The organism is Methylovulum psychrotolerans (assembly GCF_002209385.1).
Lineage (GTDB): Bacteria > Pseudomonadota > Gammaproteobacteria > Methylococcales > Methylomonadaceae > Methylovulum > Methylovulum psychrotolerans.
This window is the reverse complement of the sequence record NZ_CP022129.1, coordinates 3,203,235-3,217,687: the sequence shown is the minus strand read 5'-3', so window position 1 is coordinate 3,217,687 and position 14,453 is coordinate 3,203,235. Positions and strand designations below refer to the sequence as shown.

The 14,453-nt window shown below is 47.9% G+C and carries 11 protein-coding genes and 1 pseudogene; 7 read left to right on the top strand and 5 right to left on the bottom strand.

The genetic code is table 11. The features are described 5' to 3' along the window. Positions 1-205: 205 nt before the first annotated feature. The 5 genes from CEK71_RS14630 to CEK71_RS14610 all read right to left on the bottom strand — a co-directional run bounded on the left by CEK71_RS14630 (position 206) and on the right by CEK71_RS14610 (position 7,940). Positions 206-901, bottom strand: coding sequence for a potassium channel family protein (locus CEK71_RS14630; RefSeq protein ID WP_088620074.1), 696 nt, complete (start codon positions 899-901; stop codon positions 206-208). Further along, entirely contained in the window at positions 898-2,502 is a 1,605-nt protein-coding gene (locus tag CEK71_RS14625) for an NAD-binding protein (protein ID WP_088620073.1), read from the bottom strand. The genes CEK71_RS14630 and CEK71_RS14625 overlap by 4 nt, the downstream gene beginning before the upstream one ends. Positions 2,503-3,268: 766 nt before the next feature. Next, the gene (rmuC, locus tag CEK71_RS14620) at positions 3,269-4,897 is read right to left on the bottom strand and encodes a DNA recombination protein RmuC (RefSeq protein ID WP_088620072.1); all 1,629 of its coding nucleotides are present in this window, start codon (positions 4,895-4,897) and stop codon (positions 3,269-3,271) included. Positions 4,898-5,083: 186 nt separating this feature from the next. Next, complete coding sequence (locus CEK71_RS14615) at positions 5,084-6,073, bottom strand: M23 family metallopeptidase (protein ID WP_088620071.1); 990 nt, start codon at positions 6,071-6,073, stop codon at positions 5,084-5,086. Between the two features lie 46 nt (positions 6,074-6,119). Then, complete coding sequence (locus CEK71_RS14610; RefSeq protein WP_232463650.1) at positions 6,120-7,940, bottom strand: diguanylate cyclase domain-containing protein; 1,821 nt, start codon at positions 7,938-7,940, stop codon at positions 6,120-6,122. A 548-nt stretch (positions 7,941-8,488) separates the two neighbouring features. Between CEK71_RS14610 and CEK71_RS14605 the strand changes: the two genes are divergently transcribed. From CEK71_RS14605 to CEK71_RS14575, 7 genes and pseudogenes are all read left to right on the top strand, one after another. After that, entirely contained in the window at positions 8,489-9,943 is a 1,455-nt protein-coding gene (locus CEK71_RS14605) for a sensor histidine kinase (RefSeq protein WP_088620070.1), read from the top strand. 7 nt (positions 9,944-9,950) lie between these two features. Then, positions 9,951-10,550, top strand: coding sequence for a hypothetical protein (locus CEK71_RS14600; RefSeq protein WP_088620069.1), 600 nt, complete (start codon positions 9,951-9,953; stop codon positions 10,548-10,550). Positions 10,551-10,555: 5 nt separating this feature from the next. Further along, the gene (locus CEK71_RS14595; protein ID WP_088620068.1) at positions 10,556-12,175 is read left to right on the top strand and encodes a sensor histidine kinase; all 1,620 of its coding nucleotides are present in this window, start codon (positions 10,556-10,558) and stop codon (positions 12,173-12,175) included. Continuing rightward, complete coding sequence (locus CEK71_RS14590; protein WP_232463649.1) at positions 12,156-12,890, top strand: response regulator transcription factor; 735 nt, start codon at positions 12,156-12,158, stop codon at positions 12,888-12,890. The genes CEK71_RS14595 and CEK71_RS14590 overlap by 20 nt, the downstream gene beginning before the upstream one ends. A 400-nt stretch (positions 12,891-13,290) precedes the next feature. Beyond that, entirely contained in the window at positions 13,291-13,500 is a 210-nt protein-coding gene (locus tag CEK71_RS14585; RefSeq protein WP_232463648.1) for a hypothetical protein, read from the top strand. Between the two features lie 129 nt (positions 13,501-13,629). After that, positions 13,630-13,749: pseudogene (locus CEK71_RS24320) on the top strand (IS701 family transposase); the annotation flags it as partial. Between the two features lie 45 nt (positions 13,750-13,794). Further along, positions 13,795-14,442 carry a phospholipase D family protein gene (locus CEK71_RS14575; protein WP_088620066.1) on the top strand — a complete coding sequence of 216 codons (648 nt, stop codon included), beginning with the start codon at positions 13,795-13,797 and terminating at the stop codon, positions 14,440-14,442. Positions 14,443-14,453: the final 11 nt, after the last annotated feature.

The window sequence follows — 14,453 nt, the reverse complement described above, 5'->3', positions numbered from 1 at the left end:
CTGACGTTCGTTGATAATTTTAGCGGCATGGATGTAAAAAAAGCGTAAAGATGGGGATTATAGGTTTAGGGGAGATATGGATGCCGTCAGGAATTGAACGGAGCGCAAAGGTCTTTAGCCTTGGCAGGATGGCTTAAACCCGGTGCGCCGACGTTTAGCCTGCCGTGTGCTTAACGCCGGACTCTACAAGTCCGCCGCCAAGGGCTTAACCCGCCACGGACAACCCGGCCTTAAATGCTTCAATATCCGCAGTAACCCCTAAGACCACCAAAATATCTCCTGCCGTCAGACGGCGGGATGTATCGTCTAGGGCAAAATGCAGTTCTTCCCCTTGGTCGGTATCGACTACGCCGATGAGGATAACATTATACTGGGCGTTCAAGTCCAGCCCGCTGAGGTCGGTATTTTCTAAGTAAGAACCCGGAGGGATGGGCACTTGCACCAAGTTTAGGTCGTGTTGGCCGAACACGGTATGGTCAAGGATATTAGAAATGTCGGGTCGGGTCAGCATTTCATGGAGTTTACGCCCGCAAATCTCATAAGGGTCGATAATTTTATTCGCCCCCGCCGCCAATAATTTTTCTGCCGATTCAGGATCATCAACAATGCTAATGATGGTCAAGTCTTTAGCGAGGGCGCGGGCGGAAATGGTTAAAAACACGTTGTCGGAATCGGTAGGGAAAAAACAGAACAACGTGTCGATATGTTCGCCTATGCCTATCGCTTGCAGTTGGTCGTCGTTACGGAAATCCAGGGTTTGGCAAGTAAATCCTTGTGCGGTCATCAGGGCGGTTTCGGCGCAGTCTTGGCTGATAAACACGAGGCTATGCTCGGCTTGCTGCAAGCGTTGCATCAGCTCTAACGACATGAGGCTAAACCCAAAAACGGCAATATGTTTCATGATTTACGGCTATTGTTAAAGCGGCTACGCGCAATTTGTTGGCGAAGATGCCCGATGCTGACATCGCGGCCTAACAGCACTAATACATCACCGCTGTGCAGGACAAAATGTGCGGGCGGGTTAAAGTAAAAGTGCTGGTGGCTGACCTGGTAACGGTTTTTATGTTGGTTATGCGCGGGATTATCACTGACGATACCGAGTAACACGAGCTTCCTGCCGATAAAATCCAACTCGGCTAAGGTTTTAGCTTCGATAAAAGAGGGGCCGGTAACGGTTAGGGTGTCAATCATGTATTGTTTTTCTTGTTTTAAGATACCGAAAATGGCTTCAAAAGCGACGGGTTGGCCGATATATTCGGCGGCGACTAAGCCCGCGATGGCAAAAGGCTGGATCACGTCGCTAGCCCCTGCCTGGTACAGTTTTTTGATGGTATCCGGGTTGTTGGCGCGGGAAACGATGCGGATATCAGGGTTTAAATGTCGGCTGCTTAAGGTGATATAGACATTGACGACATCATTGCCAGTGGTGCAGACCACGCTGTTCGCACCTTGGTTAAGGCCTGCTTGGAGCAATACCGCATTTTTGCTGGCATCCGCTTGAATGACCAAATAACCTAGGCGCTTGGCTTTGCTGACATTGTCGGCATTGATATCGATAATGACAAAATGTTGGCGCTCAGCCTTCAGCCGTGCCGCGAGATGTTCGCCTACCCTCCCGAAACCGCAAATAATCACATAATCGCGGCACCGTTTGAGTTCGGTATAGGTCTGGTTTTCGCGCATATCCTGCATTTTATCATTAAACGCCGACACCATGATGGAGGTCAGGAACGAGAACACCCCCAAGCCGCTTAATATCAACACCATCGCCACTATCCGACCACCCGTCGTGTGCGGGGTTATGTCACCATAGCCGACCGTGGAGACGGTGACGATGGTGAAATAAACCGCATCGAACAAATGTGCGACTTGGCTACTATTGGTCGGTTTTTCAAACAGATAAATGGCGGTGCTGCCGATAAAGACCACAAAGCTTAAAAAAATCGCTAACGTGTACAGTTCAAAACGCTTACTGGCTAAAACTTCGGTGAACAATTTTAGGCTGTTGAAATAGCGGAACAGCTTAAACAGCCGAAAAATCAGAAATAGGCGCAACATCCGCAAAGGCCGGTAACTGGGCAAAATCGCCAATAAGTCAATTAACGCCAGAGGTGAGGACATATAAGCCCATTTTTGCGCAAAAATTTTCCCCAACACCGTTATTAGGCTAAAGGGGATGTTAAGGTAGCGGGTTTTTTCGTAGTGCGCCAAGATAATTTTATGGCAGTCGTTATACAGCCAGCCGCGCAACAAATATTCCAAGGTGAAAATCAGTATCAGCGTTTGCTCGAATTGCATATCTAAGGCCGTTAACGGCGTATCAACCTCGTAAATCAGCAAAAATACGCTGAACATGACTAAGGCGATCATGACAATATCAAAATTCGCTTTTAAACGGCTGTCGGGGTTTTCTAATAAGTTATAGAAAAATTGTTTGGTGTGTCGGTAGTATGGCGAATCTTGCAAAAAATAAGCGATGGAGACAAGTAGTCTGGAGAACATAAGGGATTAACCGCTAAAGCCAAAAGGATAGGTCGTTTAAATTACCATAACTAAATGTTTTAAAAACAAAAAAGGTAAAGTGTTAGAACGGGATGCCGATGTTGTGACATATTTACTATTTTAAGTCAATTTATCGTGTTAGCATGACAACTCGTTATCTATCATCGGATGGCGGATTTTGGTCGTCCTGCCCGGTTTTTTTTAAGCCTGATAGGCTATCAAACAAGGTAAGGCCGTTGGTTGTATCGCTTGACGGCCTGGAAAGTTAACAAAAAACTATAATTAACAAAGGATGTTGTGCCTATGTCAAAACAGTGCCCCCATTGCGCATGCTCAGAAAGCCAGTTACATAAAGCGTTCTGTGTAGATGAAATTTGCCCTTTTTGTGGCCAGCTTCTGGTTTCCTGCGGCTGTATGCCTAACGTGCTGAGACTTACGCCCCAAGAGCAGTATGCCATAACGGCCTATACGGATGTTGAGATGGAGCCGTTAAAAAGCATTAAAGCTAGGTGGAGGCAGGTGTTGGATGATAAAGGGCGTATCCCGTTTACCTAAAACAACGCTTTGCCGCAGTTAGGGCAAGCATTTTGTGTGCCTTGCCGTTTTTCGGTGTGTGCCGGACATGGGTTTTAAGGGAGGAGCTGTAGACATTCCATTTGCGGAGCGCCTGGCAGTGCTTGCACGTTGAAGTGGTCGGTGTAGAGGATTTGGTTTTTCGCTTAATAACGCTGAGATAGCCGCCCGTTTGCACCATAGCAAGGCGAGTTTATTTGATGTCCATTTCTTCGTCATCCTCTATAATCCCCGGCAGCTTCAGGTTCTTATCAGAACCCGGCTCCAAGGCCTCAACACCACGCAGTTTGCGCTCCATGACTTTAGTGCGGGTGGTCTGTAGAGTCTCTAAGGTATTCGTTGCAGAATTCAGGTGCTTATGCACTGCCGCCAGTTGCTCCGAATATTTGACGAACTCGGTCTTTACTTCCGCCAGCACTTTCCACACTTCACTGCTGCGCTGTTGTACCGCCAACGTTCGAAAGCCCATGTTCAGACTGTTCAGCAATGCCGATAAGGTGGTCGGTCCAGTGATGGTAATCCGGTAATGGCGTTGCAGGCGTTCAAATAGTTTTGGGTGGCGTAGGATTTCTCCGTACAGGCTCTCAATCGGTAAGAACATGATCGCAAAATCGGTGGTGTGCGGTGGGTCTATATATTTGCTGCTGATGTCTTTGGCAAAGCCTTCTACCGCCCTAAGTAGGAGTTTTTGCGCCGCGTCAATTGCCCCGATATTGCCCTCTTCCCATGCACCCAACAAGGCTTGGTAGCTTTCCAGCGGAAACTTTGAATCTATCGGTAACCAGACGGTTTTTTCATCGGCTTGGCCGGGCAATTTGACGGCAAATTCAACTACGTCACGACTGCCGTGTTTGGTGGGCACATTCATGGCATATTGGTCGGGTGTGAGGATTTGTTCGAGGATGTTGCCCAGTTGATATTCGCCTAAAATGCCCCGTGCCTTAACATTAGAAAGGACTTTTTTCAAATCTCCCACCCCAATTGCCAAATTTTGCATATCGCCCAAGCCTTTATGGACTTGCTCCAAACGGTCACTAACTTGCTTAAACGATTCGCCCAGCCGCTTCTCTAAGGTCTCGTGCAGCTTTTCGTCCACCGTCCGGCGCATTTCGTTCAGTTGCAGGGTGTTGTCTGCGCGGATGGCTTGCAGTTGTTTGTCGATGGTCTGTTGTACGTCAGTCAGGCTGTGTTTTGCTTGTCGGTTGGTCTCCGCCTGTTGTCTGTTCAATTCGGCAAACTCTAAGCGCAGTTGCTCGTTAAACGCCTTAATGCCTTCGGAAAATTTACCCTCAAACGCTTGTAACGTTGTATTCAATTCCTGACGATTAGTATAAGCATCATTTTTAATGGTCGCGGCAAAAATATCCAGTTGTTGGACGGTCTTATCGCGGAACTCATCCTGTTTTTGGTTGAGCCTGTCACTGGAGGCTTGAAAAGACAAGCTGACGCTGTGCCTGAAATCGTTGGAATGGTTGATGAGCTTTTCTGACAATTCGCCAAACGCGGCACTAAAAGCGTTGAGCTGTTGGTTTTGTAGGGTGCTATTCTCGGCAATACGGTTCAGTAGGGTATCTTGCAGATTTTTAAACACGTCTTGAAGTTCGCGGCGGTTTTCCGCGCTGACCTCACGCCGTTCTTTTCTGGATTCGCTAAAGCCTTGGTTCAGGCTGTTTTCGTTGTTTTGCAGTAAGCGGCTAATATCGTCAAAAGTTGTGTCGGAATGGTTTTTCAGCAGTTTAGTGAGGCGGCTAAGGGCTAACAACAGCATAATGAAAATGCTAAGCAGAAAAGCAAGAATAATCAATAGCAGGGCGGCGGTCATAAGGTCGGTTGCTTGTCGCGGTGATGTTTTCTGATTGTATCTGATTAGGGGACGATTGGCATTTACTTGTTTTGTGTGGATTGCATCATCAAACCATACTCATGAGGTGTCTAATCTGGTCTGATGGGATGGCTATACGCTTCTAAGCAGCACTAGCCTGACGCGTCTTTTGGTGGATCAGGACTTTTAAGGGCCAACGCGCAAGCTGAACGCTTGGTTAACAATAGGCTGTTGCTTACGCAGTAATTGGTAAACGGCCCGGTAATTGCCTTTAGGCCATAAGGCTGGTGGGCGTTTTTTACCGATAAAGCTATGGTATTGCGCCATATTTTTCTCTATCCGCTTGTCTTGATGCACCAGAACAGCCCCGTCAGGGGTGAAAAAGTCCAACTTTTGTTCGTCATCGGTCTGGACACCAAACACGGTTACTGCAAAAACCAAGGCAGGTGCGTCGGCGGCTAGTGTGACTGCTAGCCCTTCATCAGGCGCAGACGGATGGTCGGCAAACCCGGCTGAGATAAGCCCAGTAGCAATATAGGGCAACTTTTTCAAGGTGTCCGTTTGCCATAGCGGACGCTTACCTAGTGAACAAGTGTCGCCAGCCGTCAGGCCGACGAACGGGTCGACAGGCTTGTCCTTATGGCGGATTTCAAAATGCAGATGCAACAATTCGCTGTTACCTGACAGTCCTACCCGCCCTAATACCGTACCCCGTTTTACGGTTTGTCCGGGCTGGACAGCGACACTGCCTTTTTTCAGGTGCGCATATTGGCTCTCCCAGTCTTTGCTGTGGACAATCACCACCGAATTGCCCGCTTCCCTGCCCTGTAAAGCCTGCTTACCTAAAATCTGAACACTAATGTCTTCCATGCCGTCGTGCACTGCCCTGACCACGCCATCAGCCGCTGCCAGCACCGGCACGCCGGCGTTTAAGTCCGCCATAGACTTCAGACGGAAATCCGTTCCTCTATGGTCATCATAACTGAGCGCTCCGCAATGGTAATCGCGGTAAGCCGGGCTGCTATCGGCATCGACATAGGTTTGGATAAAACAGGTCTCCCCGACCGTACACGCCAGCGGCATAGACAGTAGCGGGGTGTCCTCCGCCGCCGCTGGGACAGAAAGCGCTAAGTAAAACAAGGCAATAAAAATGCGCAGTGGTAACGGGTTTGTCATTAGCGTGCCTTCAGGGGGAAACGGCTGATGGTAGGTGCACTGGTGCTTAATGCCCCGACTGTTTGGCTTGGTACATGTTTTGGTCGGCCAAGTGAATCAGGGCATTGATTTCTGTCGCATCGTCAGGATACAGACTAATACCGATGCTGGCGCTGATGGTGACTGCCCGTTCTTTAATTAGACAAGACTGGCTAATCAGCTCCTGCATAGTATCGGCCAGCCGTTGCGCGTTTTTTAGCGACCCGATGTCTTGCAGAATGACCAAAAACTCATCCCCGCCCAGCCTACCTACATAATCGCCCGCACGGATGGCATTGGGGAGGCGTTGGGCGATGGTTATCAGCAGGATATCCCCCGATTCGTGGCCTAAGTTGTCGTTAATCTCCTTGAAGCCGTTCAAATCAAGAAATAATACTGCCACTTTGGTGTTGTCGGCGGCGGCAAGGGTGAGCGAATGTTTTAGCTCGTTAAAAATCAAGGCGCGGTTCGGTAGCGATGTCAGGTTGTCATAATGCGCGGCTTGCTTAAGCTTTTGCTCTAACTGTTTATCTTCGGTAATGTCGCGGGCCATACAGATGATAAAACCGGCTTGGTCTTGTTTGCCTTTAAAGGGGGCGTTCAGCCATTCGCAAAGGATTTCGGTGCCGTCTTGTTTAAGGTTGGCGTTTTCGTGGCGGGCAATCGTGCGTTCTTTGTGTACAGTTGTGAGAATTTCTTCAATTTTCGGGCGGATTGCTAAAGGAATGATGACAAAAATACTCTTCCCGACAATATCTTTAGCCTGCCAGAGAAAGGTTTTTTCGGCTTCGGCATTCCAGCGTTGGATCCGGTTTTGGTCATCCAACACAATCAAGCTCAGTGGGGCATGATCGAACATGATGTTGAGCCTGGCCTCGTTAACGCGCACTGTACGATAGAAGCGGAATAAAACCCCTAAAAACAGGGTTAACAGCGATAGCCCCGCTGCCGTGTAGTACAGCGTCCTTTCGAGTTTTTTCACGTCATTTTCGCTATTAGGTAAATACAGCATCGCATCGGCATCGAAATGGGCCGGCAATAGCCCTAGCTGGTGATAAGTTTGGGCGATATGCTGCCAGCGCCCCGGGTTCATATAACCAGGATCTATCAGTTCTGGCTGCATCAGTGCGTACATCGCCCGCGCTTCAAACTGTAAATGTTCGATGCTGTGTTGCTGCGAATAGCGGTCATAAATGAGTTGGATAATTTCGTCAGGATTTTGCATGGCGTAACGCCAACCGCGTAAGGTCGCTTCCCTAAAGGCTTTTACCCGTTCGGGATGCTCTGCCAATTCGCTTTCCAGTGTGAAGAAGTTATCACCATAAAAATCGATGCCGCTCATCCGTGGGCTGAATAGGTTGTAGGTATGGCCTTGTTGTTTGAGCGGATAAAGCTCATCAGTTATATACACCGACATCGCATCGGTTTTACCCGTCAGCAAGTCGTTAATGTTTTGGCTGTGGTGCTGTAAGTTGAAAGCTTTTTGGGTAAAGCCTTCCTGAAAGAAATAGGCGAATAATTCTGATGAACCCGATTCGATCATCACGTTACGGTCAACTAATTTATGGATATTGTCGATTCCTGATGAGGTAAGGGTAATCAGACCCAAAGGCGAGTGCTGAAAAATGACTCCAAGGACAATAACCGCATCGCCGCGATAGCGGTTGAGGATTAGTTCGCTGGTGCCAACACCAAACTGCGCCCTGCCAGCCATGACTTCTCGGACAACATCCACGCCTGGAGCGGCTTCAATAATACGGACATCAAGCCCGGCATCTTTATAAAAACCTTTTTCTTTAGCAGCGTAATAACCGGCAAATTGGAACTGATGTTGCCATTTTAATTGCAAGCTGACAGGTTCCTGCGCGGCTGACCAAGCAGGGTTTATACTCAGCAGAAAACAAACGCTTAAAAAAGCGTGAATAACATGCTTGCATTCATTAAACATAATTGCCTTTGCCAAGGTCTTTAAACCAAAGAAGCCATTTTTGACCATACCCCATACATCAATATGGTTGGTAATGGTGCAACGTTTTTTTAATATTCGCTCTTATTTACTGGGTGGTTAATAAAAAACGATAGAGTCTACCCGTTATTTAGTCGTGGGTAGCTTTTATTGATAGGCTATGTGATTTTAAGTATAGCAAAATATCCCATGGAACTAAGCTAGGTGTGCAAAAATACTTAAAATTAGTGTGGTAAGTAGGGATATTGTTATTGGCCTAAACCTATCCGCTAAGTGTGTGCCAAGCTCCAATAAGCTGTGATAGCCCAATTTGCCTGTACGGCAAACATTTTTCAAATCGGTATAGGTTTGGTGATATAGTCTTATGGCGTGTTTTAAGTTTTTTAAACCCCCTTAATGAAGCCTTTAGTGCTTGCTTTTTCATATTGCGGATGAAATTCAAAAAAATAATATCGTTAAAATCCCTGATTATTTTAGGCTTTGTGATTGCCGTTATCCCATTGTTTTTGGGTGTGATGTATGCGGCTTTTGCTATGCGCGAGACGGCCATCTTGGGCAGGGCGATCAATTATCAGGTCTTTGCACAGACGAAGGCAATCCGTTTGGTGTTACAAAAGTCTTCCGATGTTGAACGTAAGGCGCGGCTGTTCATTTTGTTGTCAGATCCGGCGTTACGTCAGCCTTATGAGCGCGAATCTTACGAAAATACCCGGTCGGCATTCAAACAGGCATTAAGTGAGTTACTGAAATTACACGTCGACAATAAAATAGCTTTGCTGGCCAATGAATTGTCAGAAAAAGAAAACCTTATTTATCAGCAGATTATGGGGTCGGCAGCGGGCGATAATGCCAGTGTTGCTGTGAATGAGGCTTTTCAGGGGCTGCGAGAATCTTCCAACACCCTCTCGCGTGAGTTTGAAAGCCATGTCGACCATGAGTTTAATGAATTGCGCCAGCAGTCGGAAATTCTTGAGCAAGGGCTATTGATTAAAGGTGCGGTGTTGTTGGTGGTGTCATTTATTTTTATTGTGTTGCTGCTAGTTGTGTTATCGCGTTCCATGCGGCAATTGGATGTGGCTATCCGCCGTCTAGGTTCGACGGAACTGGCTGAGCCGATTGTGGTCAGCGGCCCTACGGATTTGCGCTATCTGGGCGAGCGTCTCGAATGGCTGCGTACGCATTTAATGGAATTGGCCCTTTCTAAGCGGCAGTTTATCCATAATGTTGCTTGTGAAATAAAAACGCCGCTACAGGAAATCAGCGAAGGGGCGCAATGGCTAGCTAGCGATGCCGAGGCGCAAGGCGATGCTATGCGCCAGAGTATGGCCTTGGTGCTGTGCGCGAATATTGAAAAATTGCACACTGTGTCTGAAGAATTAGCCCGATATAGCCAAATTAATGCTATGTCGGCCATACAGCACCCGCAAACCGTTAATCTGAAAGAGGTGTTGGAAGCGATTATTATGGATTATCAAGAGCCTATTGCCGCTAAATCGCTGAGTATAAAGAAACTGCTCAGGCCTGTTGCAATGTCTGGTGTTCAGGAGCAGTTGCGCGGTATTATCGGCCACTTGCTTGCCAATGCGGTGCAGTATTCGCCAGTGAACGGAGAAATACGCATCATGTTGCGTGAGGCAGGTGGGCAGGTAGAATTGGAGATTGAAGATGAAGGGCCGGGAATTGCGCCAGAAGACCGCAGCCGTGTCTTTGAGCCTTTTTTCCGTGGAAAGGGGATGCTTGATGACGCTAACGAAGGAGCGGGGTTGGGTTTGGCTATTGTTAAAGAATATGTCGCCAACCACCAAGGCTGTGTCGATATTATTGATCCCCGTGAAGACCAACAAGGCGCCCGGATCCAGGTTCGGATACCGTTAAAGGAGTTATGAAAGCGATATGTTGTTAGCACTGATAAAATGGATAAGTTTGGCTTACATTGCCTTACTGATGGTTGGCTGTGCCGAATGGGGTTCGGGTACTAAAGAGACTCCCGCGCCCGCTTATAATGACCCATATACACAGTCAGACCTTAATGAATTGCTGGGTTTCGGGGCGAACATGGCTAACACCCCGCCCGCCTCACGCGCTGAACTGTGCCAAGCTTTACTGGATCGGCAAAAATCGTCCCCTCAAATAGGGTTACAATTACATCTTATGGTGGGGCGGCTGCTTTCCGATGCCTGTGGCGACATTGGCGCTATCATCAGTGGCGTGGCGGCTATTCCGACGGCTAGCTTGGCTGATGAACAGGTACGCCGATTAGTGGCTATTGATTTGGAAGCGCTGAAACGGTTAGGATCAGTATCGAGAAAAATCAGCACTTTAGACCGTAAACAAAAAAATGTCCAATCTGTGCTGGAATCGAAACCGCCCAAAACTCCCAAAGTGGAGGGTAATAAAATGGAAAGCAATAAAGATGAGGCCCGTCTGTTGCGGGAAAAGCTGGAGGCCATCAGGTCTATGGAAAAACAAATGGATGAGAACGGCGGAAACTAGCGGCTATGTTTCGTCTTCGGTTGTTGGTGGCTATTAGCCTATCTTTCTGTTTTGTTTTGTTGTTAGGGACGGTGCTATATTGGGGTTCAAACCAAGTCGGTCTTTATTTCCAGCGTAGCCAAACCGCCTACCAAGCATTTGATGATTATGGGCGTTTATCTCAAGAGGCGTATCGGTACTTTAAACAGCGCATGGATAGCTTGCTAACGGATAGTCCTGCTACTGAAGCCGGGATTAAGACTTCTAAACAGCGGCTTTACGAAGCGATGGACAAGCTCAGAAATACGGCGATACAAACCCCTGCCAGCGACGTAGCTCCAGGAGGTGAGCAAGATAAGCCCGCCGAATTGGAAAGGGTGGCGCATTTCACGGCTTTTTTGGAAGCCAGCGAATACCGCTTTGATGAAATTGAACGCTTGCGCCAACAAGGTAAACGCAGTTTGGCTGTGCAGGCTTTTGCACAATTCTCGGAACAAGAAATCGACGGTAAATTTCAGCCGCTCATTGATGTCGCCATTAATGCCGAACGGGCCAAAGCCCAAACGGCCAAGGCAGAATTGGACAAATTGGTTGGGCTTTCGCGCCGAATTGCCGTTATGGCGGCAGTGACAGCCGCACTGTTTAGCCTTACCGCCGGCATATTACTCTTGCGCAGTGTCCGAAAACCTATCGAAGCATTAATGAAAGGTACGGACGAAATTGCCTCAGGCAACCTGCCCTATCGTATTCAACTCAATACCCACGATGAATTTGCGTATCTCGCCATGCATTTCAATCAAATGGCCGAAGAGATTGCGCTGCAACAAAACAAACTGCGCGAGGGGCGTGTCCTGCTGGAGAAAAAGGTCGCCGAACGCACACTTGAGTTACATGAACTGAATGGGCAGTTACAGCACATGGACAGTACACGGCGGGAGTTTTTGGCCGACATTAGCCACGAACTGCGCACTCCGATTACGGTTATCCGTGGCGAAGCCGAGGTGACGTTACGCGGTGATGATCGCCCTGCCGAAGAGTATAAAGAAGCATTGCACCGTATTGTCGAATTGGCTATGCAATTGGCTAAGTATGTTAATGATTTGTTGTTCTTGGCCCGTGCCGAAACCGCCCATTTGCACTTTGAATGGGATCATGTCAATTTGCTGGAGTTAGTCGCCAGTGCAGTCGAGGATTTTCAGGTTATGGCGCAGGAAAATGCTTTGACCGTTGCGCTGAATACACTTGGCGAAGCGCTTTGGGTGCGTGGGGATAAACAACGGCTTCGGCAGGTGCTGTTTATTCTCGGTGACAACGCCTGCCGCTATTCAAAGCCCGGCGGGCATATCGCCGTCTGCTTGGCGGCGGATGGCCACCAAGCGATTATTAGCCTCAGTGATCAAGGCATCGGCATCCCCGCCCAAGATTTGGAGCGTATTTTTGACCGCCATTTTCGTAGCAATAATGCCCTGAGTTCGCGGAATGACGGCTCGGGTTTGGGCTTGCCTATGGCTAAAGCCATATTGCAAGCACACGGCGGGCAGGTCAGCGTGGCCAGCACTGAACAGCAGGGGTCGACGTTTACGGTGACACTCCCTTTGATTTCGATAGGACAGGATAATTTTGTCAATGAGCGGGAAATACTTTAACGCCGATAACGCCCAAAGTATGGGTTACAAGCGCGTCCTCTTGGTGGAGGATGATGTGCGTATTGCCGATTTTGTCCGGCGTGGCCTAAAGGCCGAAAGTTATGCCGTAGAGGTGGCGCGAAGCGGACAGGAAGCCATCACAATCGGAAGTGTCGGGCAGTTTCAGGTGATTATTTTGGATTTGGGCTTGCCTGATATGAATGGCCGGGAGGTGTGCGGGCTGTTGCGCTCTCAGGGGGTTGATACGCCCATCCTTATGTTAACGGCCAGGGATACCGTGCAGGATAAAGTCACCGGCCTGCGTTCAGGCGCCGATGATTATATGACCAAACCCTTCGCTTTTGAAGAATTGCTTGCGCGTATCGAGGTGCTGATGCGGCGGCAGCGTGGCGGCGACAGCAAGCCGGAAGCGTCGAATGAATTGCGTGTAGCCGATCTGGTGTTGAATGGGGAAACCCATGAAGTGCGGCGCGGTGAGGCCGCTATCGAGCTGACCCCTAAGGAATATGCCTTATTGGAATGCTTGATGCGCATGTCCGGGAAAATGTTAAGCCGCACCCGGATTCTGGAGCAGGTGTGGGGTTACAGTTCTGACCCTTTAACCAATGTCGTGGACGTTTATATACGCCAGTTGCGCCGTAAAATTGATGATGGGCATGAACTGAAATTGCTTAAGACCGTACGCGGATTCGGCTACAAAATGGATGCTTCGTGATAGTGGCCGCGTCAAAAAATAGGCTAGTCTCCTACGGAGCTGATGCCGAAAGTGGAAGTTAGCGTATTAGATGTTATCAAACAAGTAGTACGGCGTATAAGCAAAAGCAGGACGGATGTCCTGTCATAATACCTTTAAATCCCGTCCAGAAAAGCCAATTGGCTCCAGTCCCAGTCTGCCCCCCCATCATCAGGTACAATCAGAATAAAATAATGGGTTGTTATTTTTTAAGTGTTAATTTATATATTTAATCGGTTTAAAATGCTATCTTTTATCGCGGTTTTTATATCGTCACAAACGACGCTGAGAAAAGAGGAAAAAAACAACCATTAAACCATCGGATTTAAGTTCCGTTTCCTGCGTCCTCCCTAAATTTACTATTTATCAGGGCCAGCCATTAATGGAACAGTTGTCTGATCTAAAAGCCATCCTACATTCTAAACGTGCCAATATTTACTACCTAGAAAAGTGTCGCGTCATGCAAAAAGACGGGCGGGTGCTGTATTTAACCGAAGCCAAAGACCAAAACTACTATTGGAACATCCCCATCGCCAACACCACTGTTATCATGCTGGGTACAGGCACATCCATTATAGCCAAGCCAATATAATTTGATATGATAATAGGCTATTGTAAAAACGATCATCTTGAATGGAAAACGAATGGCTTATCCAGCGGCATTCAGAAAAAAACTGCTTTCAGTGATGAAAGAACAGGGCCTGACCATCCCGGAAGCCGCTTCAAGCTCGAATGCCTGAAGATAAAACATAAAACCAATCATTTCGCTATGCGGGCCAAGCTGTTCGTCAAGGCCAACCAAATGGCTTATGAAGAGTTGCAAAAACTAAGGGCTGCGTAACATCAGTTCTTAAATACTAGCGGGACAAATTATTTCCTTGAAGAAATGATAAAAAACGCGAAAGACCGCTTAATATTGATCAGCCCGTTTTTAAAGCTCAATGATAGGATGAAGGAACTGTTAAGCGATAAAGACCGGATGAAAATAGACGTGCGGATTGTTTACGGCAAAAGCGAGTTACAGCCGGAAGAGATCAATTGGTTAAAAGAGCTGTCATACGTCCGCACCAGCTTTTGCAAAAACCTGCACGCCAAATGCTATTTGAACGAAGAGCTGTGCATTATCACCAGCCTTAACCTTTACGAGTTCAGTCAAGTCAATAATAACGAAATGGGCGTGTTGATTTATCGCGCCGATGATGGCGAGTTGTACAAAGAAGCCTATGAAGAAGCCCAGCGCATTATCCGCATCAGCGATGAAGTCCGCATTTCATTAGAACGGGTTGCTACCAGCGACACAGAAAGCAAGGTTGAAGCGGAAGAAACGGCAGGCAAGCTCACTTCATCAAAATTAGCGCAGAAGCTGGGCATCAAAACCAGCAAATTGACCGAGGACTTAATCGCATCGGGTTATATGGAAATCCGCGAAGGTAAAAACTACCTGACGGCAAAAGGTAAGGAAGCAGGGGGAGAATTCCGCAAAAGCCCGAAATACGGACCTTATTTTTTGTGGCCGGAAAATCTTAAGATTTAAGAAGCCAAAGC